Source organism: Clostridium sp. RTP31139st1_H3_RTP31139_211217 (genome assembly GCF_040227035.1).
GTDB classification, from domain to species: Bacteria; Bacillota; Clostridia; order Clostridiales; family Clostridiaceae; genus Clostridium; species Clostridium saudiense.
Genome location: NZ_JBCOAB010000001.1, coordinates 80,508 through 105,525, shown reverse-complemented (window position 1 = coordinate 105,525; position 25,018 = coordinate 80,508). Strand labels below are relative to the sequence as shown.

Annotated in this window: 23 protein-coding genes and 1 pseudogene; 21 read left to right on the top strand and 3 right to left on the bottom strand. The window is 28.1% G+C overall.

Features of this window, described 5'->3' with window-relative positions:
- Positions 1 to 144 precede the first annotated feature (144 nt).
- The 4 genes from ABUA17_RS00560 to hydF are packed head-to-tail and all read left to right on the top strand — an operon-like array spanning position 145 to position 4,129.
- A complete protein-coding gene (locus ABUA17_RS00560) occupies positions 145 to 393 on the top strand; it encodes a TM1266 family iron-only hydrogenase system putative regulator (protein WP_042402670.1) in 249 nt (82 codons plus the stop codon).
- Between the two features lie 8 nt (positions 394 to 401).
- A complete protein-coding gene (gene hydE / locus ABUA17_RS00555) occupies positions 402 to 1,538 on the top strand; it encodes a [FeFe] hydrogenase H-cluster radical SAM maturase HydE (protein ID WP_195951287.1) in 1,137 nt (378 codons plus the stop codon).
- Between the two features lie 11 nt (positions 1,539 to 1,549).
- Positions 1,550 to 2,926: a [FeFe] hydrogenase H-cluster radical SAM maturase HydG gene (hydG, locus tag ABUA17_RS00550; protein ID WP_055290867.1), complete on the top strand. Its 1,377-nt coding sequence runs from the start codon at positions 1,550 to 1,552 to the stop codon at positions 2,924 to 2,926.
- A 9-nt stretch (positions 2,927 to 2,935) separates the two neighbouring features.
- Positions 2,936 to 4,129, top strand: a complete 1,194-nt coding sequence (hydF, locus tag ABUA17_RS00545) for a [FeFe] hydrogenase H-cluster maturation GTPase HydF (protein WP_055290865.1) — start codon at positions 2,936 to 2,938, stop codon at positions 4,127 to 4,129.
- Between the two features lie 53 nt (positions 4,130 to 4,182).
- Here hydF and ABUA17_RS00540 read toward each other — a convergent pair whose 3' ends face one another.
- Entirely contained in the window at positions 4,183 to 4,782 is a 600-nt protein-coding gene (locus ABUA17_RS00540) for a hypothetical protein (protein ID WP_042402658.1), read from the bottom strand.
- A gap of 178 nt (positions 4,783 to 4,960) precedes the next feature.
- Between ABUA17_RS00540 and ABUA17_RS00535 the strand changes: the two genes are divergently transcribed.
- From ABUA17_RS00535 to ABUA17_RS00525, 3 genes are all read left to right on the top strand, one after another.
- Complete coding sequence (locus tag ABUA17_RS00535) at positions 4,961 to 5,491, top strand: 2'-5' RNA ligase family protein (protein WP_042402655.1); 531 nt, start codon at positions 4,961 to 4,963, stop codon at positions 5,489 to 5,491.
- A 118-nt stretch (positions 5,492 to 5,609) separates the two neighbouring features.
- Positions 5,610 to 5,849 carry a hypothetical protein gene (locus ABUA17_RS00530; protein ID WP_055277760.1) on the top strand — a complete coding sequence of 80 codons (240 nt, stop codon included), beginning with the start codon at positions 5,610 to 5,612 and terminating at the stop codon, positions 5,847 to 5,849.
- 263 nt (positions 5,850 to 6,112) lie between these two features.
- Positions 6,113 to 7,789, top strand: a complete 1,677-nt coding sequence (locus ABUA17_RS00525; RefSeq protein WP_195952723.1) for a peptide ABC transporter substrate-binding protein — start codon at positions 6,113 to 6,115, stop codon at positions 7,787 to 7,789.
- A gap of 84 nt (positions 7,790 to 7,873) precedes the next feature.
- Here the strand turns inward: ABUA17_RS00525 and ABUA17_RS00520 are convergent, their stop codons facing one another.
- Positions 7,874 to 8,596: a gamma-glutamyl-gamma-aminobutyrate hydrolase family protein gene (locus ABUA17_RS00520; RefSeq protein WP_055277758.1), complete on the bottom strand. Its 723-nt coding sequence runs from the start codon at positions 8,594 to 8,596 to the stop codon at positions 7,874 to 7,876.
- A gap of 178 nt (positions 8,597 to 8,774) precedes the next feature.
- Here ABUA17_RS00520 and ABUA17_RS00515 point away from each other — a divergent pair, with 178 nt between their 5' ends.
- Positions 8,775 to 9,845: a M42 family metallopeptidase gene (locus ABUA17_RS00515; protein ID WP_042402192.1), complete on the top strand. Its 1,071-nt coding sequence runs from the start codon at positions 8,775 to 8,777 to the stop codon at positions 9,843 to 9,845.
- A gap of 543 nt (positions 9,846 to 10,388) precedes the next feature.
- The gene (locus ABUA17_RS00510; protein ID WP_042402196.1) at positions 10,389 to 12,068 is read left to right on the top strand and encodes a peptide ABC transporter substrate-binding protein; all 1,680 of its coding nucleotides are present in this window, start codon (positions 10,389 to 10,391) and stop codon (positions 12,066 to 12,068) included.
- Between the two features lie 18 nt (positions 12,069 to 12,086).
- Here ABUA17_RS00510 and ABUA17_RS00505 read toward each other — a convergent pair whose 3' ends face one another.
- Positions 12,087 to 12,947, bottom strand: a complete 861-nt coding sequence (locus ABUA17_RS00505; protein ID WP_042402198.1) for an AraC family transcriptional regulator — start codon at positions 12,945 to 12,947, stop codon at positions 12,087 to 12,089.
- Positions 12,948 to 13,185: 238 nt separating this feature from the next.
- Here ABUA17_RS00505 and ABUA17_RS00500 point away from each other — a divergent pair, with 238 nt between their 5' ends.
- The 12 genes and pseudogenes from ABUA17_RS00500 (at position 13,186) to ABUA17_RS00445 (ending at position 24,983) form a co-directional block, all read left to right on the top strand.
- Positions 13,186 to 14,355, top strand: coding sequence for a glycoside hydrolase family 5 protein (locus ABUA17_RS00500; RefSeq protein WP_042402202.1), 1,170 nt, complete (start codon positions 13,186 to 13,188; stop codon positions 14,353 to 14,355).
- 97 nt (positions 14,356 to 14,452) lie between these two features.
- Positions 14,453 to 16,099, top strand: coding sequence for a glycoside hydrolase family 43 protein (locus tag ABUA17_RS00495; RefSeq protein WP_195951289.1), 1,647 nt, complete (start codon positions 14,453 to 14,455; stop codon positions 16,097 to 16,099).
- 27 nt (positions 16,100 to 16,126) lie between these two features.
- Complete coding sequence (locus ABUA17_RS00490; RefSeq protein WP_055290859.1) at positions 16,127 to 17,506, top strand: MFS transporter; 1,380 nt, start codon at positions 16,127 to 16,129, stop codon at positions 17,504 to 17,506.
- Between the two features lie 268 nt (positions 17,507 to 17,774).
- Positions 17,775 to 19,166: pseudogene (locus ABUA17_RS00485) on the top strand (potassium/proton antiporter); the annotation flags it as partial.
- A 54-nt stretch (positions 19,167 to 19,220) separates the two neighbouring features.
- On the top strand, positions 19,221 to 19,418 hold the full coding sequence (locus ABUA17_RS00480; RefSeq protein ID WP_242858777.1) for a TrkA C-terminal domain-containing protein: 198 nt from the start codon (positions 19,221 to 19,223) through the stop codon (positions 19,416 to 19,418).
- A 167-nt stretch (positions 19,419 to 19,585) separates the two neighbouring features.
- Positions 19,586 to 20,440: a MurR/RpiR family transcriptional regulator gene (locus ABUA17_RS00475; protein ID WP_042402212.1), complete on the top strand. Its 855-nt coding sequence runs from the start codon at positions 19,586 to 19,588 to the stop codon at positions 20,438 to 20,440.
- 17 nt (positions 20,441 to 20,457) lie between these two features.
- Positions 20,458 to 21,129, top strand: a complete 672-nt coding sequence (gene rpiA / locus ABUA17_RS00470; protein WP_042402214.1) for a ribose 5-phosphate isomerase A — start codon at positions 20,458 to 20,460, stop codon at positions 21,127 to 21,129.
- Positions 21,130 to 21,139: 10 nt separating this feature from the next.
- On the top strand, positions 21,140 to 21,976 hold the full coding sequence (locus ABUA17_RS00465; RefSeq protein ID WP_195951291.1) for an aldo/keto reductase: 837 nt from the start codon (positions 21,140 to 21,142) through the stop codon (positions 21,974 to 21,976).
- A gap of 202 nt (positions 21,977 to 22,178) precedes the next feature.
- Positions 22,179 to 22,388, top strand: coding sequence for a FeoA family protein (locus tag ABUA17_RS00460; RefSeq protein WP_042400391.1), 210 nt, complete (start codon positions 22,179 to 22,181; stop codon positions 22,386 to 22,388).
- Positions 22,389 to 22,399: 11 nt separating this feature from the next.
- Positions 22,400 to 22,621, top strand: coding sequence for a FeoA family protein (locus ABUA17_RS00455; protein ID WP_042400389.1), 222 nt, complete (start codon positions 22,400 to 22,402; stop codon positions 22,619 to 22,621).
- 32 nt (positions 22,622 to 22,653) lie between these two features.
- Positions 22,654 to 24,798 carry a ferrous iron transport protein B gene (gene feoB, locus ABUA17_RS00450; RefSeq protein WP_055275987.1) on the top strand — a complete coding sequence of 715 codons (2,145 nt, stop codon included), beginning with the start codon at positions 22,654 to 22,656 and terminating at the stop codon, positions 24,796 to 24,798.
- 35 nt (positions 24,799 to 24,833) lie between these two features.
- Positions 24,834 to 24,983 carry a FeoB-associated Cys-rich membrane protein gene (locus ABUA17_RS00445; protein ID WP_074431760.1) on the top strand — a complete coding sequence of 50 codons (150 nt, stop codon included), beginning with the start codon at positions 24,834 to 24,836 and terminating at the stop codon, positions 24,981 to 24,983.
- The last annotated feature ends 35 nt before the right edge of the window (positions 24,984 to 25,018 follow it).

Here is a 25,018-nt window from a genome sequence, read left to right as displayed (position 1 = left end):
AGTTAAATCTAATCTAAAAGAGAGTAATTAATAGTTTTGTTAAAAATATATAAGCGCCTCTATAAGTTTATATATTTTATTTAGCTAGCTTTCTTTTATTAGAAGCTAGCTTTTTTTTATTAGATAAATAAGGGGATGAGAATTTTGAAAAAAATAGCTGTAATAAGTGCAATATTAGAAGAACCGAAAGAATGTCAAGAAAGATTCAATAATGTAGTTTCTAGCTTTAGAGGAAGTATAAAAGGAAGAATGGGAATACCATTTGAAGAAGGAATATCAGTTATAAGCATTACTGTAACAGGAACATTAGAAGAAATAAATAGTTTAACTGGGAAGCTTGGAAATATACAGGGTGTTGTAGTGAAAACAGCAATTGCTAAAAGGGAGATTTAATAAAAGGTATGAGTGTTATAGAAATTATAAACAAGCTATATAATACAAGTACTGCAACTAGAGAAGAACTTAATTATTTACTAGATAATTTAACAAAAAAAGATAAAGAGTATTTAATAGAAAAGTCTCATGAAATAGCTTTAAATAATTATGGTAATAATGTTTATATTAGAGGTCTTATAGAATTTACAAATTACTGTATTAGAGATTGTAAATACTGTGGTATTAGGAAATCAAATAATAAAGCAGATAGATATAGGCTTAGTATTGAGCAAATATTAGAAAGTGCTGAACTTGGAGATAAATTAGGATATAAGACATTTGTACTTCAAGGTGGGGAAGATCCATATTTTACTGATGAAATAATGGTTGAAATAATTAAAAAGATAAAAGGAAAATATCCATATAATGCAATTACTTTATCTTTAGGTGAACGTTCATATGAATCATATGAAAGGATGTTTAAAGCAGGTGCAGACAGATATTTATTAAGACATGAAACAGCAAGTAAAGAATTATATGAATCTTTACATCCAAATTCTAGCTTTGAAAATAGAAGAAAGTGTCTTGAAAATTTAAAGAAAATTGGTTATCAAATAGGGGCTGGATTTATGGTAGGACTTCCAAAGCAAACAAATAATGATTTAGTTAATGATTTGTTATATTTAAAAGAATTAAATCCACATATGTGCGGAATAGGTCCATTTATCCCCCATAAAGATACACCTCTTTATAATGAAAACTGTGGAACATTAGAAAAAACTATTACGATGTTAGCCTTAGTTAGGTTAATGTTACCTAAAGTTTTATTGCCAGCAACAACAGCGCTTGGTAGTATAGATCCTCTTGGTAGAGAAAAAGGATTAAAAGCAGGTGGAAATGTTGTAATGCCAAATCTTTCACCTACAAATGTTAGGGAAAAGTATTTATTGTATGATGGAAAAATATGTACTGGTGATGAAGCAGCAGAATGTAGAGCTTGTATAGAAAAAAGAATTAATAAAGCAGGTTTCAAATTAAATATTAGTAGAGGTGACAGCTTAGTATTATCAGAAGAGGAAATTAATAATATAAATAAAAATATTAAAATAGAAAAAATTATTAAAGAAAATTTAGATAATATAAGTTTAGTAAAAAAAGGGTAGGAGAATAGATTATGTATATTAATCATGAAGAAGTCTGTAGATTATTAGAAGATGGTAAAAATGCTACTAGGGACGATGTTTTAAAAATTTTAAATAAAGCAAGAGAAAAAAATGGAATTTCTCATAGGGATATTGCCGTATTATTACAATTAGAAGATAAAGAATTATTAAATGAAATGTTTAAAGTTGCTGGTGAAATTAAAAAGTCCATTTATGGAAAAAGAGTAGTTTTATTTGCACCACTTTATATTAGTGATTTTTGTGTTAATAATTGTGTTTATTGTGGATATAAAAAGTGCAATACTTTTAAAAGAAGAAAGCTTACACAAGATGAAATAAGAGAAGAAGTTAAAATATTAGAAAAAATGGGACATAAAAGATTAGCATTAGAGCTTGGAGAAGACCCTGTAAATGCTCCAATTGAATATGTTTTAGAAAGTCTTGATACTATTTATAAAACTCAAAATGAAAATGGAAATATTAGAAGAGTTAATGTAAATATTGCAGCAACAACAGTTGAAAATTATAAAAAACTTAAAGAAGCTAATATAGGAACTTATATATTATTTCAAGAAACATATCATAAACCAACATACGAAATTATGCATCCACATTCATTAAAGTCAAGTTACGAATATCATTTAAATGCTTTTGATAGAGCAATGGAAGGTGGAATTGAAGATGTTGGTGGGGGAGTTTTATTTGGATTAGCTGATCCTAAATTTGAAGTTTTATCATTAATGATGCACAATGAACATCTTGAAAAAAAATTCGGAGTTGGATTCCATACAATTTCAGTTCCAAGAATAAGGCAAGCTGAAGGTGTTACTTTAGAGAATTTTCCACATCTTTTAAGTGATGAAATGTTTAAAAAGGTAGTAGCAATTATAAGAATTGCAGTACCATTTACAGGAATAATCATGTCTACTAGAGAAGATGAGGAAATGAGAAGAGATGCTCTTAAATTTGGAGTAACTCAAGTTAGCTCTGGATCTTCAACAGGAGTAGGTGGATATAAGCAAAGGGAAGAAGGAAAAAGCATTGAACAATTTAAGACTTCAGATGAAAGAACACCATTAGAAGTATTAAATTGGTTATTAGATGAAGGATATATTCCAAGCTATTGTACAGCATGCTATAGAAAATGTAGAACTGGTGAAACTTTTATGGGGTTAGCTAAAAGTGGAGAAATTCAAAATATGTGTGAACCAAATGCGTTAATGACTTTAATGGAATATGCATTAGATTATGGTGATAAAGAAACCTGTGAAAAAGCTGAAAAATTGGTGAATGAAGAAATAATTAAAATCAATAATGAAGCAATAAGAAAGTTTGTCATTGAAGGAATAGTAAAATTGAAGGACGGTAAAAGAGATATTTATATTTAGGAGGAAAGTATGAATAGTACACCAAATGCTAATAGAAAACACGTAGCTATATTCGGTAAGACAAATGCAGGTAAATCATCTTTAATAAATAGTATTTGTGGACAAGAAATTGCAATTGTATCAAAAATAGCAGGAACAACAACGGATCCTGTATTTAAAGCAATGGAGTTAATATCAATAGGGCCAGTTTTATTTATAGATACAGCTGGTCTTGATGATAAAAGTGAAGTTGGTAAACTAAGAATAAAAAAAACTAAGGAAATGATGAAAAGAACTGATTTTGCTTTATATGTGATGGACGTTAATAATATAGATGATAGTGATTATGAAGAAATAAAGTTAGAATTTAAAAAATATAACATGCCTTATATGTTGATTATTAACAAAATAGAAGATACCGAAAAATCAAAGCTTGATGAATTAAAAAGTAAATATAAAGAAGCAAAGTTTGTATCTACTTATAGTAAAGAAGGTATTGATGAACTTAAAAATGAATTAGTAGCAAAGCTACAAGATAGTGAAAATGAAATGCCTATAATAGGTAATTTAGTTCCATATGGAGGAAAGGTCATATTAGTAGTTCCAATAGATTCAGAAGCACCAAAGGGGAGAATTATTCTTCCACAGGTTCAATGTATTAGAGATTGTTTAGATAATGGAATTAAAACATATGTAGTTAGAGATACAGAATTAGCTTCAGCTTTAGAAGATATACAGGATGTTGATTTGGTAGTAACTGATTCTCAGGCATTTAAAAAAGTAAGTGAAATAGTTCCTAAAAATATAAAATTAACAGGTTTTTCAATACTTTTTGCTAATCATAAGGGAGATTTAAAATCATTTGTTGCTGGAGCTAGAAAAATAAATGATTTAAATAAAGATTCTAAAATTCTAATTTGTGAAAGCTGTACCCACAATGTATCTCACGAGGATATAGGTAGAATTAAAATTCCAAAGCTTCTTAATAAATATGTTGGTACTAAACTTAATTATGAATTCAAAGTTGGTCATGATTTTCCAGAAGATATTAATAAATATGATTTAATAATTCACTGTGGTGGATGTATGATTAATAGGAAAACTATAGTTAATAGAATTGAGATTTGTAATAAAGAAAAAGTAGCCATTACAAATTATGGAGTTGTATTAGCTTACTTAAATGGAATTTTAGATAGAAGCTTAGAAATATTTGAAAACAATTAGTGTAAAATAAGGTTGTCTTTTTAAGGCAGCCTTATTTATTTTTGGTATTCTTTTTAAGGAAGATAAAAGCTATTAGCGGCTTCTAATAAAAATTTATTATAACTACTATTTTCAATAACAGTTGGGCATGATAATTCAAGTGGACTAATTAAACTTTTAAACTTAAGATCATTTAAAAGATGAATTGATTTATTTAAGCTAATAGGTAATATATCATTAAAATCACTATTGTTAGGAGATATTGAAATAGAATTAATAAGCTCCCTTGTTGATTTTAAATCATATATTTTAATATTTTCTTTAAGAAATTTTCTTAATAAAGTAGTACTAAAATTATTATTTATTATAGTGAATTTATCGCAATTATTATAAAAATAATTGTCTAACCAAAGGTGAGAGTAATACCCAACAATATATGATTTTTCGAAGTGATTTACGTTTAATTTAAGTATTTTAGAATTAAATATATCTAAATTAGATTCATCATTAATTGTTTCTTCAAAATGAGAAAGGCAACCTTTTTTTTCATTATTAAAAATAAAATAATAATCTGGAGCAATACTGCCCAGAACTAAATAATTTAAATCATAATTATTATATTTTTTATTTGTTAGGTACTTTATAAAATTAATATGAGTTGTTAAATTTGGCATAATAGCTCCTCCATATTATACTCTTTTATTGATTTATATGAAAATATATTAAAAATTATTTCTCTTATAAGCACAAGACTCTTATATAATATACTCGTAAATGAGAATAAAATAAAAACAAAATACAGATGAAAACATAAAATAAATATTAAAAATAAATTAGAAAGGAAATAGAGTGATGAGATATGTAATTGTAAGCATTGTAAAAGGTCCTGCAGGAGATTTTAATAATAATTTAAGAAAAGATATCTTTAGTAAATATAAAGCTAAATCTTCTAAATTACCTGCACATTTTACAATAAAAGCACCATTTGAATATAACGAAAATATAACTGATTTAGAAAATTGTATAGAAGAAATAAGTAAAAAAGAAAAAGCTACACCTTATAAAATAGATGGATATAATCATTTTGATGATAGAGTAATATATATGGATGTAAATATGTCCAAAGAAGCAAAAAAAGTACATGATGAACTTATAGATAAACTTAGTACTATTTCATATATAAATTTTAAAAATAATGAAGGTAAAGATAAAATTTTTCATGTTACTTTAAGCTCAAAAAAAATACAAAAAATATATAAGCAATTATGGGATTATGTAAATACGATTCCCTGTTGTTTTGATTGTATGTTTGATAATATTTGTATCTATAAATGGCAAAATAATACTTGGGTTCTACACAGAGAATACAAATTAGAAAATTAAATAATTTATAAAACACATATAACCAGGATAGTGTTATATGTGTTTTTAATATCCTAAACATATAAATACTTTTGTATACATACATTAATATAAGAAAAAATTCTGTTTGGGGGAAATGATGAAAAGATTATTAATTATAAAAACTTTAATAGCTGGTATTATAATAATGCTTATTTATACTATTATTTTTAAAACAAATTTGATATTTTCAGAAGCTGAGATTTCAGCTTTTCTTACTTATATGAAAGAAAGAAATAATTTCTTAGGTGCTAGTAATTTTTTTATTTGGATTGTAATTATATCAGCATTAGTTATTACTGCTTTAAATAAAATGAGCAAAGTAAATAAAAAGAACTAAATATGTTGATTTATATACTAAAATTAAATAAAGCAATTTAAATATTTAATAAATTTATAAACAAATTTTACATTTTTACTTCTCTTAGCCCCAAAATAATATTATAATAGAGGAAATAATTAATTTATTTTACATTTATAGTAATATCTAGTCATAATACATATAAAGTAAATTTATATGTATTGGGGATTTTAAAATATATGACTATTTACTTTTATAAGATGACTAGTATTAAATTATTACTTTTAAAGGGGGCAAAGTTTATGAAAACTTCAAAACTAAAAAAAATATTTTCATTAATTCTAGCGATGACGCTGAGTACTACATTGTTTATAGGGTGTAGTGGAAATGAAAAATCAAAAACTGACGGAAATACTATAACTAATGAGGTGAAACAAGAAATTGTTTATAATTTAGGTGCCGATCCTCAAACAATTGATCCTTTGTTAAATACGGCCATTGATGGATCTAATGTTATTGTTAATGCATTTGAATGTTTAATGGTGTTAAATGAAAACAATGAGGCTGTTCCTGGTGCTGCAGAAAGCTATGAAGTATCTGATGATGGATTGGTTTATACGTTCAAACTTAGAAAAGATGGAAAATGGTCAGATGGTGAACCTGTTACTGCTAATGATTTCTATTATGCATGGATGAGAGGTCTAAATAAAGAAACAGCGGCTGAATACTGTTATCAATTCTTTTATATTAAAAATGGAGAAAAGTATTACAATGGTGAAGCAACAGCTGATGAGGTTGGATTAAAGGTTTTAGATGATTATACATTAGAAATTACCTTAGAAGCTCCAACAGCTTATTATACACAATTATTAGCACATCAAACTTATTCTCCAGTAAGAGAAGATATAGTTACAGCTAATCCAGATACATGGGCTACTAGTCCTGATACTTATATTGGAAATGGTCCATTTAAATTAGTTCGATGGGATATGAAAGATCAATTAGTCTTTGAAAAGAATGATAATTATTGGGATGCAGATAATGTAAAATTAGAAAAGATAACATATAAATTAGTAACAGATGAAACTACAGCTTATTCGGAGCTTAAAGCAGGTAATTTTGATGTTGTTAACTCTGTTCCAACTAATGAAATTGAGCCTGGTAAAAATGATGGGTTAGTGAAAATATTCCCTAAGCTTGGAACATACTTTTTTGCTATAAACGTAGGTAAACAAGATAGTATGTCAGAGAACGTTAAAAACGCACTAAGTAACAAATTAGTTAGACAAGCTCTTGCATTAGCAATTGATAGACAAGAAATAATAGATAATGTTGGTAAAGCAGATCAAGTAGCAGCTTACAGCTTTGTTCCTCTTGGTATTACAACATCAGATGGTAATGAATTCTCAAGTAAGGAATATTATGATCCCTCTGATATGGATGGAAATATTGAAAAAGCAAAAGAATTATTGAAGGAAGCTGGTTATGAAAATGGTGAAGGTTTACCAACCATTGAATTAATGTACAATACTGAAGGTGCTCATAAAGATGTATGTCAGATAGTTCAAGAAAATTTAGCTAAGATTGGAGTTAATGTAGAGTTAACAAATCAAGAATGGGCTGTATTTTTAAGTACAAGACAAAATGGAGAGTATCAAATTGCTAGACACGGCTGGATAGGTGATTATAGTGATCCTATGACATTCCTAGATATGTGGGTAACAGGCGGAGGAAATAATGATTGTGGATTTAGTAATTCTGAATATGACTCTCTTATTGCAGAAGCAAAAGTAGAAACTGATACTAAAAAAAGAGAAGAGTTATTAAGGCAGGCTGAAGATATATTAATGGATGAAATGCCAGTTATACCAGTATATTTTTATACAACTGTTATGGCATGGAATGATGACGTAGAAGGAGTACTTGTTACAGCACTGGGAAAAGTATATTTCAAAAATGCATATAAAATAGCTAAATAATAAATGGAAAAAACTCACTGAAATTGAAGAGCCCCGTTAAGTAGACAGGGGCTTATTCAACCCTAAAAGGTTCAGTGAGTTTTTTTATTTACAACAATCAATAAACTTTCTAAATAATTTAAGAGTAATTTCGTCATTAGAAGCCATCATTTCTGGATGCCACTGTATACCTATTACTATTTTTTCATCTACTAATTCTATTGCTTCAATAATTCCATCTGGAGATACTGCTGTAGTTTTAAAATTAGGAGCTATTCGCTTAACAGATTGATGATGAGCACTATTAACTAGATAGTTACTTCCAAATATATCGTATATAAAGCTATTTTTTTCAATGAAAATAGGATGACATCTTTCTGATAAATGACTATCTTGTTTATGAAGAATTTGAGTTTCTGTTGCATAAGATATATCTTGATAAAGTGTACCACCAAAGGCAACATTAATAACTTGACATCCCCTACATATTCCTAAAATAGGTATATCCATCTCAAATGCCTTTTTAACTAAGCTTATATGATACCAATCAACTAATGAGTTAGTATTTCCAAGTAAAGGCTTAGGAAGTTCTTCGTAAGATAAAGGATTAACATCTATGCCACCTGGTAATAATAATCCATCACAACATGATAATTGTTCTTGTATTATATTAATATCATTAATTAATGGCAAAATTATAGGTATTCCACCTGCATTAAATATAGCATTAGGATAATTGTTATTCACTTTTGTATAATAATCCCCGGCAAATTCAACTCTAAAATCTTTAGTTAATCCACCCGCAATTGCGATCTTAGGTATTTTCATATGGATAGCCCCCTCAATATCAAATATATAATATATATTATAATTTAAAAAAACTCATAATAAAGTAAAATATGTAAAATAAAGACTAAAGTTAATAGACAAAATTATTTTATAAATGTATAATGTAAAAAAAGTAATAATTTATATTGTATTGCAAATATATAAAAGGGGGATTAATGTGATTAATTTAAGTATTCTTGAGGAGTTATCAAATTCATTCGGACCATCTGGTTTTGAAGATGATGTTACTAAAATAATTCAAAAACATTGTAGAGAAATGGATGTTAATATAGATGCTATGAATAATGTTTATGTTGAATTAAAGAATAACAACAAAAAAAGACCTGTTATAATGTTAGATGCACATACTGATGAAGTAGGTTTTATGGTACAAGCTATTAATGAAAATGGACTATTAAGTATAGTACAATTAGGTGGATGGCATATAACTAATATTCCTGCACATACTGTATATATAAAAAATAGAGATGGTAAACTTATTAAAGGAATTACAACTTCTAAACCTGTACATTTTATGACAGCATCAGAAAGAGCTAATAATACTTTAGAAATTGAAGATATTTACGTAGATGTAGGTGCAACTAGTAAAGATGAAGTAGTAAATACTTTTAATATACGAGTTGGAGATCCAATTGCACCTAAAGTAGAATTCGATTATAACAAAGAATTAGAAGTATGTTATGGAAAAGCTTTTGATAATAGAGTCGGTTGTTTTTGCATAATTGAAACATTAAAGCTTCTTTCACGAGAAAAAGACTTAGGTTTTGATATAATTGGTGCCTTTGCAGCACAAGAAGAAGTTGGCACTAGGGGAGCTCAAATAACTTCACAAGTAGTAAAGCCTGACTTAGCTATCGTATTTGAAGGATCTCCTGCTGATGACTTATATTATTCTAAAGGAATAGCTCAAAGTGTATTAAAAAATGGAACACAAATACGAAATCTAGATCAAGGATATATTGGTAATCATAAATTCATCAGGTATGCAGAAGACATAGCCGAAGAAAAACATATTAAATTTCAAAATGCAGTAAGAAGGGGTGGATCAACAAATGCAGCTAAAATAAGTTTATTTAATAAGGCTGTACCTGTTTTAGTATTAGGGATCCCTTCACGTTATGTCCATAGTCATTATAATTTTTGTGCTAAAGCCGATATAGAAGCAACAGTAAAGCTTGCATATGAAATAATAGTAAGCTTAAAAGATAATATAAATAAAATATTATAATAATTTATAGTCTACAATTTGCTAATAATTTATAACAAATTGTAGATTTTTTTAATTTAAAGATAAATAATATGGATTGGAATGTTTTTCTATAATGGTATAAATATTGGAATTTGTCTGCGAATAGTAAATTATTAGAAATTTATTATTTTTATAATTTTACTACTAAAATAATGTATAAATATTCCTAGATTAATTTCTGAAAGCGTGTAAACAAGCCCTTGGAAACGTTAACTAACTAAAATGAAAATATTATTAAATTGATTAAAACCTTAGAAAAAAGTTAAGAATATATTAAAAAAATATAACTTATATTAACGATATGTTTTGACAAAGTAAAAAAAGCAAGTATAATTAAATTATTAATTAACAATAAATAATTAAATAGTTAATACTTGGTATTTAAATTATGACTAATTAAATCAATATATTTATAATTATACAAAAAGTTTGCTATTAGTTTTTAATTGATATAATTCATAATTCTAATAGGATAAATTGCTTAAAGCAGTTTATATATATTACAAAGGGGGCAAATTTAAGATGAAAAGTTCAAAACTAAAAAAACTATGTGCTGTTATAATGGCAGCAACAATTAGTACAACCTTATTCATTGGCTGTGGAAGCTCAAATGATGGTAGTACTTCAAGCAAAGGTAATAGTAATGCCAGTGATACAGTTAAACAGGAATTAGTATTTAATTTAGGAGCTGATCCAGAAACAATCGATCCTACAATTAATACTGCTTCAGAAGCATCAACAGTTATTCTTAATGCTTTTGAATGTATTATGACACTTGATGAAAATGATAATGCAGTTGAAGGTGCAGCAGAAAGTGTTGAAGTATCAGATGATGGTTTAGTATATACTATTAAGTTAAGAAAAGATGGTAAATGGTCAGATGGGGAACCAGTTGTAGCTGATAACTTTAAGTACTCTTGGGTAAGAGCGCTTACTAAGGAAAATGCTGCAGAATATGCTTATCAATTATATTATATTAAAAATGCTGAAAAATACTATAATGGTGAAGCAACTGCTGATGAATTAGGAATTAATGTTATTGATGATTATACTTTAGAAGTAACTTTAGAAGCTCCAACAACATACTTCCCTCAATTATTAGCATTTCCAACATATGCTCCATTAAGAGAAGATATTGTTAGTGCTGATCCAGAAGGATGGGCTACAAAACCTGAAACTTATGTAACTAATGGTGCATTTAAATTAGTTCAATGGGATATGAAAGATCAATTAGTATTCGAAAAAAATGAAAATTATTGGAATAAGGATAGTATTAAATTAGATAAATTAACTTTTAAACTTGTAACTGATGACACTACAGCATACTCAGAATTACAAGCAGGAAACTTTGATGTTGTTAACTCTGTTCCAACAAATGAAATTGAACCTGGTCAAGAAGCTGGTTTAGTTCATGTTTCACCTAAATTAGGAACATATTATTTTGGTATTAACGTTGGTAAGCAAGATGATATGGCGGAAGATGTAAAAACAGCATTAAGTAATAAATTAGTAAGACAAGCTATTAATTTAGCAATTGACAGACAAGAAATTATTGATAATGTTGGTAAAGCTGAACAAGTTGCAGCTTATAGCTTTGTACCAGAAGGTATCTATAATCCAGATGGTACTGAATTCGCAGATAAAGAATATTATGATCCTTCTGACATGGATGGAAATATAGAAAAAGCTAAAGAATTATTAAAAGAAGCTGGCTATGAAAATGGTGAAGGTCTTCCTACAATAGAATTAATGTATAACTCAGAAGGTGCTCATAAAGATATCTGCCAAATACTTCAAGAAAACCTAGCTAAGATTGGTATCAATATTGAATTAGCTAACCAAGAATGGGCTGTATTCTTAAATACTAGACAACAAGGTGGATATGAAATTGCAAGACAAGGTTGGATAGGTGATTATAGTGATCCAATGACATTCTTAGATTTATTTGTAACTGGTGGTGGTAACAATGATTCAGGTTACAGCAATCCAGAATACGATGCTTTAATTGCTGCAGCAAAAGTAGAAACAGATCCAGATAAGAGAAAAGAACAATTAAGAGAAGCAGAAGATATCTTAATGGATGATATGCCTATACTTCCAATTTACTACTATACAACTGTTATGGGTTGGAATGAAAATGTTAAGGGTATCCAAGTTTCTGTATTAGGTACAGTTTACTTACAAGGTGCATACAAAGAATAATTAATAAAAAGATGATTTCTATTTGAAATCATCTTTTTTCATTGTTTTTCTAACTTCTTTAGGTGTACAATTGAATTTCATCTTAAATGTTTTATAAAATAATTTAGTATTTGTAAATCCGTGTGTTTCTAATATATCACAAAGTGGATTATTAGTATTAATTAAATCCTTATATATGTGTGCAAGTCGTATTTCATTTAAATATTCTAAAAATGTTTGTCCCATATATTGCTTAAATTTTCTACAAAAATATTCTGGTTGCAAGTGTGCAACATTAGCTATTTCTTGAATAGAAATAGCTTTATTATAGTTTAGTTTAGTGTATTCTAATATAGGTTCAAATCTTGAAAGTGATGAGCTGCTATGTTGTATTTGCTTAGAACCAAGAGTTGTTCTAAAATTTGTATATAGTTCATAAAGCAGTTCAAATACTAAACTTGTAAATTTTAATCTACCAGCATCTGAAGGTGACTTTTCTATTGATTCCATTTCTTTCAATATATATTTTAAGTTATTAGCTTTCTTTAAATATTCTTCATTCTTTGTATTTGAATAAACATCAAAATAAAAGTTTTTATAGTTTGGAATATATTTATTTAATAAAGCAGTTGGAATTTGAATCATAATAGATGTATTTCCCTCAATTGAATGAGTTGAATGAACAACCCCTGAGTTAATTAATATGCAGTCATCTTCTTTTAAATTATATTTATATTCACCAATATCTAATTGTAATGTTCCAGATGTAAGATATATTATTTCAATGGAATTATGCCAATGACTTGATACATATCGTCCTTCATCATTAAACAATTCAATATAAACATCTAAATTTTCTGTAGGTTGTATAATTTCATGAGTAAATCCTTTTATAGCCATAGTTATAACCTCCCTTTATTAAATTATATGTTAATATTCTTATTAATTCAATTTATAAAAAAGATAATATTGACTAATAAATTAGACAATAATGATACTTTTATAACACAATGTAAAAGTATACAATATAAGCATACCAAGTGAAAAACATTATTTTATTCATTGGTTGAATAATATATGATATTATAAATAAATCAATATAGACATATTATTGATTGTAATATGAGGGGGAATACTTATGTATATAAATGGAGTTAATTTAGGAAATTGGTTAGTATTAGAAAAGTGGATGAGTCCAACATTATTTTATGGAACAGATGCAGAAGATGAGTATTATCTTCCAAGAAGTTTACCTCAAGATGTATATGAATCTAGAATAAAAATTCATCGTAGCGAGTATATAACTGAAAGAGATTTTGCCACTATAAAATCTTTTGGACTTAATGCAGTTCGTATTCCAGTTCCTTATTTTATTTTTGGTGATTGTAAACCTTTTATAGGGTGTATAGAAGAGTTAGACAAGGCTTTTAATTGGGCTGAAAAGTATGAATTAAGTATTCTAATCGATTTGCATACTGTTCCAGGTAGCCAAAATGGGTTTGACAATGGTGGGATATCAGGAGTATGTAAGTGGGCCAAACAACCTGAAAGTGTTCAATTTACCTTGAGCTTATTAGAAAGGTTAGCAGAAAGATACGGAAAAAGAAAAGGTCTTTATGGAATACAAATATTAAACGAGCCTATAACAGAAAAGATGTGGGATTTATTTGATATCCAAAATAGGTATAAGCCAGTTGATGAAGAAATGGCTAAAGGAAGTGGTCCTATTTCATTAAAGTTTTTACGTAGTTTTTATATTGATGCTTATAGGGTTATGCGTAAGCATATGCCAGAAGATAAAGCTGTAGTATTTCATGATGGTTTCGATTTAAAATCATGGAAAGATTTTATGAGAGAAGAAGAGTTTAAAAATGTTGTTTTAGATACACATCAATACTTAATGGTTGCAGAAGCTAACGGTTGTGAAAAAAATCTTGAAGCTTATGTGAAATATATTCAAGAAAATTTTGAAAAAGATGTTGAAGAAATGCAAAAATATTTCCCAGTAATTTGTGGAGAGTGGAGTTTATTTAATTCTTATGGTACAGGAGTAGATACCAAAGGAGGACAATCTCCATTAAATGGTGTAGAAGCAAATACGGAAATTCTTTCTTCTGATGAAAAGAAAGAATTATATAGTACTATTGCTAAAGCTCAATTAAATGCCTGGAAAAAAGGAAGTGGACATTTTTATTGGAATTATAAATTACTTTTAGATACAGTTAATGAACCAGGATGGATTGGTTGGGATAGTTGGGACTTAGGAAAATGTGTAGCACAAGATTGGTATCCTATTGAAAAAAATTAGACATTATAAAGTACTGACATTATATAAAGTAATTAATGTTAGTACAAGATAAATTATGAACTATTAAAAAAATTATATTAATAAAAGGAGAAATAATATGATTAGAAATCCTATTTTGCCTGGATTTAATCCAGATCCATGTATTTGTAGAAAAGGTGATGATTATTATATGGCTGTCTCTTCTTTTGAGTGGTTTCCAGGAATTCCTGTATATCATTCGAAAGATTTAAAAAATTGGGAGCTATTAACTCATGTTTTAACAAATGATACATCTGTAGATTTGAAAAAATTACCTTCAGCAAAGGGGATTTGGGCCCCTTGCTTAACTTATTGTGAAAAAGAAGATTTATTTTATGTAGTGTATGGAGTGATGAATTCCATGAATGCTAGGTATTTTGATGTTGATAATTTTGTAATAACATCAAAAAATATAGAAGGTCCTTGGAGTGAACCTGTATATATACATTCATCAGGGTTTGATGCATCAATTTTACATGATGATGATGGTAGAAAATATATAGTTTCATTAGAATGGGAAACTAGAGAAGGATACGAAAAACCAGGTGCAATTTGTATGGTTGAATATTGCCCTGAAAAGAAAGAAATTATAGGATATCCAAAACGAATTTGGAGTGGTGGAACTAATAGAGGATGTATTGAAGCTCCACACTTAACAAAACGTGGAGAGTATTATTATATAATGTGCGCTGAAGGTGGGACAGGCTATGGACACAGTGTTACTATGGGAAGATCAAAAAATGTCTGGGGCCCATATGAAGGTGATCCTACTAACCCAATAGTAACATCAATACCAGGGGATTTTTATGAAAGACATGATCCGGATCATTTAAAACCCAAATACTATAATCCAGAATCTATTTTACAAAAATCTGGTCATGGTAGCTATGTTGAGACACAGTTAGGTGAAGTATATTTAGTTCATCTTACAGCAAGACCATTTGTTCCAGAGTTAAGATGTACTCTAGGGCGTGAAACAGCTATTCAGAAGATGATTTGGACAGATGATGGGTGGTTAAGAATGGCTGATGGCTCTAATTTAGCAAAAGAGTTTATTGAAGAAAGTAAACTTCCAGAATATAAATTACCCCAAATTCCTAGCTTTGATGATTTTGATAGCGGGGAACTTGGAATACAATATTATTCACCAAGAATTATGCCAACTTCATTTGCAGATGTAAAATCTAGACCAGGTTATGTTAGAATAAGGGGACAAGAATCTAGATGCTCCTTAAATAAAGTTAGTATATTAGCTAGAAAGTTAACTTCTGTATATGCAACTATAACAACAAAGATGGAATTTAAGCCTGAAGTACATCAACATAGTGCTGGATTAATAATGTATTATGATAATATGAATTACATTTATTTAAGAAAATATTATAGTGATACTTTAAATAGTAGTGCTATTTCAATAATTCATTTAGAAAATGGTGAAAAGACAGAGTTTATTAATACTAGAGTAAAAGTAGATGATTCTCCTATTTATTTTAGATTAAAAATTAATGGAAGAAGTTCATACTTTGAATGGTCTTATAATGGTGAAAATTACGAAAGAATAGGTAAAGTATTTGATACAACTAAATTCTCTGATGAGTATTGTAAATATGGTGAATTTACAGGTACATTTGTAGGAATTACTTGTGCAGATAGAGTTCTTCATAAACATTATGCAGATTTTGATTTCTTTGATTATAAAGCTGATGAATCAAAAAATGTAGAGTAAAATATATAAAAGGTAGGTTTGAGAGTTATGCAAGGAGTAATGGAAAATAAAAAATCAACAAACAAAGGGTTATCAATATTTGAGCGTTTTGCATATGGATGCGGAGATTTTGGTTGTAATATAATTTATACTGCAATGTCAGTGTTTTTATTAAAATACTATGTAGATTATGCTGGCGTAAGTGCTGCAGCAGTTGGTACAATAATGTTAATATCTAGATTATTTGATGGTGTAAGTGATCTTATAATGGGAATCATAGTTGATAGAACTAAATCAAAACATGGTAAAGCAAGGCCTTGGATTTTAAGAATGGCAATACCATTTGCTGTATCAGGAATATTATTATTTGCTGTTCCAACTTCATGGGGAACTGCTGCAAAGCTTGTTTACGTATTCATAACTTATAATTTAGTATCTACTGTAATATATACAGCAATAAACGTACCATATTCAACATTAAATGCTTTAATGACACAAAATCCTTATGAAAGATCAGTTTTAAGTGTTTATAGAAATTTATTAGCAACAGCTGGTACTTTAATAATAAACTCTTGTACATTAAGATTGGTTACCTTTTTTGGTAACAATGCAAGTGCTTGGACTAAAACATTTGTATTATTAGGAGCTTTATCTTTAATAGCATTCCTTATAACTTTTTATGGAACTAAAGAAAGAGTAGTTGCAGCAAATGCTGAAAAAGCTAATGAAATTCCAATAAAAGAAGGATTTAAGGCCTTATTTAAGAATAAATACTGGATACAAGTTACATTAATCCTTTTACTTTTATTTATTGGTATGGCTTTAACTTATGGTTCAACAACATTCTATACAGAATTTATATTAGGTGATATTTACTTAGCTGATACTATTAACTCAGTTATGAATATTTCTCAAATAATTTGCATGTTCTTAATTGCTGGCTTTGTTAAAAAATTAGGAAAGAGAAATGTAATGGCAATTGGTTTCATTATAACAATACTAGGAACAATAATGATTGCTATTCCTGGAATTGGTTATGCTACAGTTATGATTTCAAGCATAATTCGTGGTATTGGTAATGCTTGTTCTGGTGCTACTATGTGGGCTATGTTATCTGATACAATTGAGTATGGAGAATGGAAAACAGGATATAGAACAGAAGGATTAGCTAATAGTGCTGCAAGCTTTGGATATAAGGTTGGTAATGGACTTGGTTCAGCAGTACTAGGATGGATACTTGCAATTGGTGGATATATGGCTCAATCAGCAACACAGTCCTCTTCAGCAATTTTTTCAATTCGATTAGTATATGTAATAGTTCCAATAGTAATTTATGCTTTAGTACTAATTATCTTAAAATTCTATAATTTAGATAAAGAATTCGACGAAATAGTGTCTGATTTAAAATCTAGAGCAGAAAATAAATAATATAAAAGTAATCATACCAAAAGGGCTCTTTGAACTGATTTATGCAAAATAAATAAGCAGTTCATTGAAGCCCTTTTTTAAATATTTAAAAGTAAAATATGTATTTATTTAAGAATACTAGTTAATTTCCAAATCCTAAATTAGTATTATTAAATAATTAGTGATTAAATTTTACTTAAATTTAACATTGGTTATCATTGATGATATTACCAAATTATAGTGCTATAAAGATGAAAAAATATAAATTTTAGCAAAAAGGGAATGAAATATGATAAGTTTAATGATTATTTGCTCATTAGTTTTATTAATCTGTATAACATCTACAAAAATATTATATAAATTTGGAGTTCCTATACTTTTAATATTTATAGTACTAGGAATGCTTTTTGGTTCAGATGGAATTGTAGGTATATACTTTGATAATTATGAACTTGCAAGTGATATATGTTCTATAGCATTAATATTTATTATGTTCTATGGTGGATTCGGTACTAATTGGAAGATGGCCAAGCCTATAGCAGTTCAATCAATACTTATGTCATCATTAGGTGTTGTTATAACTGCTGGTTTAACTGGATTATTTTCTTCAATAGTTTTTAAAACCTCCTTATTAGAGGGTTTACTAATAGGAGCTGTAATTGCATCCACAGATGCAGCTGCTGTCTTTGCAATATTACGTTCACAAAAGTTGAATTTAAAGGGATCAATAGCTTCTATATTAGAAATAGAAAGTGGTAGCAATGATCCTTTTGCATATATGCTTACAATTATTATTTTAGGATTAATGTCAAATCAAGGATATGGATCAATAGTTCCAATGCTATTAAATCAAATCATCGTAGGAATTCTAGCTTCAATAGTATTGGCAAAACTATCAGTTTATTTATTAAGAAATGTAATGTTTGAGATAGAAGGTTTTTATCCTATTTTCATTACTGCAATAGCTATACTCGCTTATTCATTAAGTGAATATTTTGGTGGTAATGGATACCTAAGTGTTTATATAACAGGTATAATAATTGGAAATAGTAAAATACCTCATAAAAAGAGTATTTTCCAATTCTTTGATGGAGTATCATGGTTAATGCAAATTTTATTATTCTTCTTACTTGGATTATTAGCATTTCCATCACAAATGCCATCAGTTATGTTTAAAGGAATATCAATATCAATATTTATGATTTTAATAGCAAGACCTATTGCAACATTCAGCATATTAAGCTGGTTTAAAGTTCCTATTAAAGAGCAACTTTTTATATCATGGGTAGGAATAAGAGGTGCAGCATCAATTGTTTTTGCAATATTTGCTGTAACATATGATGTTCATATAAATTAGGATATATTTCACATAATATTCTTTATAGCATTATTTTCAGTATCAGTTCAAGGGACACTTATTCCAAAGGTGGCAAGAAAGCTTGACTTAATAGATGATGATCAATCTGTTTTAAAAACTTTTAACGACTATAAGGAAAATAAAAGTACTAAATTGATAGAATTCACAATTAGTGAAAATAGTCCTATTGCAAATAAAAGTATTATGGACTCAAATATTCCTGAAGATATACTAGTTGTTATGATAAAACGTAAAGGCGATGTATTAGTTCCTAATGGATCAACAGTAATTTTACCCGGAGATACTTTAGTCCTATCAGGTAATACTCTTGCCAATTTTGAATATTATAAAGAAGGAAAAAGTACAAATTTAGTAGAGATTTCTGTAAATAGTGATAGTAGTATTGCTAATAAATCAATAAAAGATTCAAATATAAATAAAGATATATTAATAGTTATGATTAAGCGAAATGATAAAGTAATAGTACCAAATGGTAATACAGTAATAAAGCCTAAAGATATACTTGTTGTAACTGCTAATGATTTCGAAGAGGTTGAATCTTTAGTAATAGCGTAAATAGCATAAATAATAGAAAAAAAATAAAGTGCTATCATCATAATATTGATGATAGTATTTTATTTTTTTAACACGAAAATTATTTTCGCACAATCAATTATTTACAAAATTAATTTTTGTTGTTATATTTTAATTAATGGAGTTATCTATAGAAAGGAGGACATACCATGAAAAAAAATAAATCTGTAATTGACATAATTTTTGCTGAATATAATAACTTTTATGAAGCTGAAAAGAAAATAGCTGATTATATTGTTAACAATACGCAAAAAGTAATTGATATGACAATCTCAGAATTAGCAGAATCTGCTGGAGCAAGTGATGCAACAGTTACGAGGTTTTGTAAGAAATGTCATATGAAAGGATTTCATCATTTAAAAATAACTTTAGCAAGAGAACTTGTTGAATCTAAAAAAGATGATGTGAAAATTTCAGGTGATGTAAGTGAAAGTAATATAAAAGAATCATTAAGTAATATATTAGCTAATAAAGTTGAAGAATTAAAACAAACAGTTTCTATGATAGATGAAAAAGAATTAAGTGAAATATTAAATTTAATTAGAAATGCTCGAAATGTACAGTTTGCTGCTGTAGGAAATACAATACCTGTAGCGCTTGATGGATGTTATAAATTCAATCAAATTGGGATACCTTCTGTTACAAATCCAATATGGGAAACGCAAATAGCTTATACATTTAATTTATCAAAAGGTGATGTTGTTATAATAATATCAAATTCAGGATCATCTAAAAGACTAATTGATGTAATTGAAGCTGCAAAAGCTAAGGAGGCTTATATTGTCTCTATTACAAACAGCAATAATTCCCCAATTGCTAAAATTTCAGATTATCATATTAAAACTGCAACACGTGAAAAATTATTTTTGGAAGAATATTATTTTTCACGAATATCTGCCATGACTGTAATAGAAATATTATATTTATTCTTAACAGTAGGAAAACCTGATGTTTACAAAAATTTAAGTAAACATGAGCAATCTATTGCAGATAGTAAAATTTAATTATAGGAGTGAAATTAATGAAGAAAAGATGTGCAAATGAAGCATTGAGATATATTAAAGACAATACCATTATAGGTTTAGGTGGTGGAAGTACTATTTCATACCTTATATCTTTTATAAAAGAAGCAGGTTTAAATATTGAAGTAGTAACACCATCTTTTAAAACCGCTAGTCTTTGTATAGAAAATGGATTAAAAGTTCTTCCAACATGGTCAGTTAATAAAATATCTGTTGCATTTGATGGTTGTGATGAAGTAGATGAAAATCTTATAGCTTTAAAAAGTGGTGGCGGAATACATACAAAGGAAAAAATAATTGCAACTATGGCAGATGATTATATTTTACTTGTAGATGAAAGTAAGGTTGTAAAAAGATTAGAGTTTAAATATCCAATTGTATTAGAAATTCTTCCAGAAAGTAAGGCTCTTGTTGAAAAGGAAGTTAAAAACTTAGGAGGAATACCTAAAATGAGAACAAGCCCTTCAAAAGATGGTATTACTATAAGTGATAATGGTTTATATTTGATGGATGTTGAGTTTAATAAAGATGATATAAAAGATATTTCATTGCTAAATGATAATTTAAAAAAGATAGTTGGAGTTTTAGATACCTCTTTATTTTATAATATAGCAACAAAAGCTATTGTTGCAAGTGAAGATAAAGTAAGATTAATAGAAGTTGAAAGGTAGGTTATGTAAAATGATAAAAAATTTTAAAGTATTAAGTAATGGTGTAAATATGCCATCTATAGGATTTGGAACATATAAATCTGGAAGTGATGAAGAAACAGCTAAAATTGTTAAGTACGCATTAGAAGCTGGATATAGACAAATAGATACTGCTTCATTTTATGGAAATGAAGTTGGAATTGGTAATGGTATAAAAGAAAGTGGAATTAAAAGGGAAGACTTATTTTTAGTTACCAAACTTTGGAATGATGATCATGGATATGATAAAACAATCGAAGCATTTAACAAATCTTTAGAAAGATTACAAGTTGATTATTTAGATTTATATCTAATTCATTGGCCAAATAAACTAAATTCTGAAACATGGAAGGCCTTTGAGTATCTTTATAAAATAGGTAAAGTGAAAACTATAGGAGTATGTAATTTCAAGATAGGACATTTAGAGGAATTAAAGAAAACTGCTGAAATAATGCCTATGGTAAATCAAGTAGAAGTACATCCTCAAAGTTCTAAAAATGATATGCTAAGATACTGTGAGGAAAATAATATTCAACTTGTTGCTTGGAGCCCAATTATGAGAGGGAAGTTATTTACTAATGAGTTAATGTTAAAATTAGCAGAAAAATATAAGAAATCTATAGCACAAATAACATTAAGATGGCATATACAAAGAGAGGTAATTCCTATACCTAAGTCTTCAAATGAAGGAAGAATAAAAGAAAACTTAGATATTTTTGATTTTGAACTTTCTACTGAAGATATGAACGCGATTAATTCATTAGATGAAGGGTATAATGCTTCAATAACAGGAGTACCTGAAAATACAACTTATCTTGATTTCAAATAATTATACCTTACATTAATTACAAATATAAATTTAGAGAACCACAAATAATATAAGTTGATTATTTGTGGTTCTTTTTTATTATATTTAGATTTGTTTATAAAAATATTTAGAAATTCTTCTAAATATATTTACAAATTCTAAAAAAAGGATATAATGTAATTATAAACAATGATAATCATTATCAATAAAAGAAGGTGTAGAAATGTCTTTAATTTTATCTCAAGTAGGACAAGAAGTAACGATAAAAAAAATAACAGGCAATGCTGAAACAAAAAAATTTCTTAATAGCTTAGGTTTTGTAATTGGAGAAGGAATAACAATAGTATCTGATTTAGGTGGAAATTTAATTGTAAATATTAAAGGAGCTAGAATAGCACTAGATAAGGGAATGGCTAGTAGAATCTTAGTTTAGGGGGATTAAATATGACTACATTAAAGGATGTTAAATGTGGACAAACAGTAAAAGTTAAAAAAGTAGAAGGTGCAGGTCCAATTCGTAGAAGGATAATGGATATGGGAATAACTAAAGGAAGTGAAATTTATGTTCGTAAAGTTGCTCCATTAGGTGATCCAATTGAAATTAATATAAGAGGATATGAGTTATCACTTAGAAAATTTGATGCAGAAATGATTGTAATTGAGTAATTATATAATTGAACAAATAAGGGGGAAAAACTATGTCAATTAAAATTGGATTAGCTGGTAATCCAAATTGCGGTAAAACAACAATGTTTAATAATCTTACAGGTGCAAAGCAATATGTAGGTAATTGGCCAGGAGTAACAGTTGAAAAAAAGGTTGGTAAATTAAAGGGGTATAATGATGTTGAGATTGTAGATTTGCCGGGAGTTTATTCTTTATCACCATATACTCTAGAAGAGGTAGTAACAAGAAACTTTATGATTGATGATAAACCAGATGCAATTATAAATATAATTGATGCTTCAAACATTGAAAGAAATTTATATTTAACAACTCAAATATTAGAATTAGGTATACCAACGGTTATTGCATTAAATATGATTGATGTAGTTGAAAAACGTGGTGATATTATAAATTTAGATAAAATATCACAAATTTTAGGGTGTCCAGTAATTAAGACTAGTGCCTTAAAAGGAACTGGAACTAAAGAAGTTGCTTTAAAAGCAATTGAAATAGCTAAAAATAAAACTTCTAATAATTTTAATATGAATTTTTCTCAAGAAGTAAAATCTGCACTTAATGAAATAAAAGCATTAATAAGCAGTGAAAAATTGAAAAAAAGCGATATTAACGATAATTGGATGGCAATAAAACTTTTTGAAAGAGATAGCAACTTATTAGAAAAAGTAACTATTAGTAATGAAGTAAATAATAAAATTGAAAATATCATTAGTAAATGTGAAAAAGAGTTTGATGATGATGCTGAAGGTATAATTACAGCAGAAAGATATGAATTCATAGGTTCTATTGTTTCAAAGATTATAAAGAAAAAAGATAACTCTAAGCATACAATTTCAGATAAAATTGATAAGGTTGTTACAAATAGAATACTTGCATTACCTATTTTCGCTTTAATAATGTGGGGAGTTTACTATATTTCTGTTAGTTCATTAGGAGCAATACTTACTGATTGGACTAATGATACGCTATTTGGTGAAATTATTGGAGAAAATGTAGCTGCATTTTTAGAAAATATAGGAACTGCACCTTGGTTACAAGGATTAATTAATGACGGAATAATAGGCGGTGTTGGTGCTGTATTAGGATTTGTTCCTCAAATTATGTTATTATTTTTCTTATTAGCGATATTAGAAGATTGTGGTTATATGGCTAGAATAGCTTTTATTATGGATAGAATTTTCCGTAAGTTTGGTCTTTCTGGAAAATCATTTATTCCAGTTCTTATAAGTTCTGGTTGTGGGGTTCCTGGTATAATGGCTACTAGAACAATGGAAAATGATAAAGATAGAAGAATTACAATAATGCTTACAACATTTATTCCTTGTGGAGCAAAGCTTCCTATAATTGCCTTATTTGCTGGGGCAATATTTGGAGGAGCATCATGGGTAGCGCCTTCTGTATATTTCTTAGGAATTTTCATGATTATAATTTGTGGAATTATATTAAATAAAACAAAAGTGTTTAAAGGTGAACCTGCTCCTTTTGTAATGGAACTACCACAATACCATATTCCAAGTTTTAAAGGTGTAATACTTCATATGTGGGACAGAGCAAAAGCCTTTATTGTTAAGGCAGGAACAATTATATTTGTAGCTTGTGCAGTAATTTGGTTTACAAGTTCATTTAGCTGGACATTACAAATGGTAGATGCTCAAGATAGTATTCTTGCAAGCATAGGAAAAGTAATAGCCCCTATATTTGCACCACTTGGATTTGGAAATTGGCAATCAGCAGTTTCAACATTAACAGGCTTTGTTGCTAAAGAAAATGTAGTTGGTACCTTTGGAGTATTATTTGGAATAGCAGAAGCAGCAGAAGATACTCCTGTATTATTAACTCAAATAGGATCAATGTTTACAGCTGCTAGTGGATTAGCATTTATTGCATTTAACATGTTAAATGCTCCTTGTTTTGCAGCTATAGGTGCAATTAGAAGAGAAATGGGATCATGGAAATGGATGTGGATTACTATAGGATTCCAAACACTTACTGCTTATATTGTTGCTTTAATGATTAATCAAATAGGTAGTTTTATTTTAGGTACTGGTAGCTTAATTGGTGCAATTGGTTCTGTTTTAATTGCAGTATTCGCAATTTCTATAGCAGTATTATCAGGTAGAGATATAAAAAGCAAGAAAAAAGTAACAAATGCCAACTAAGATAATTTATTATACTCATTAAGGAAGTGAATAGTATGGCAAACTTTATTATTGGTGGAATAGTTTTAGTGCTATTAATTTTAGCTATTAGAAAAATAGTTAAGAATAATAAGAGTTGTGGATGTCATTGTTCCGGATGCTCTCAAGCGAAATCTTGTAATAATAAACTTGAAATTAAAAAATAACCATTTTAAATAAGCTGAGATTTATAAGTCTCAGC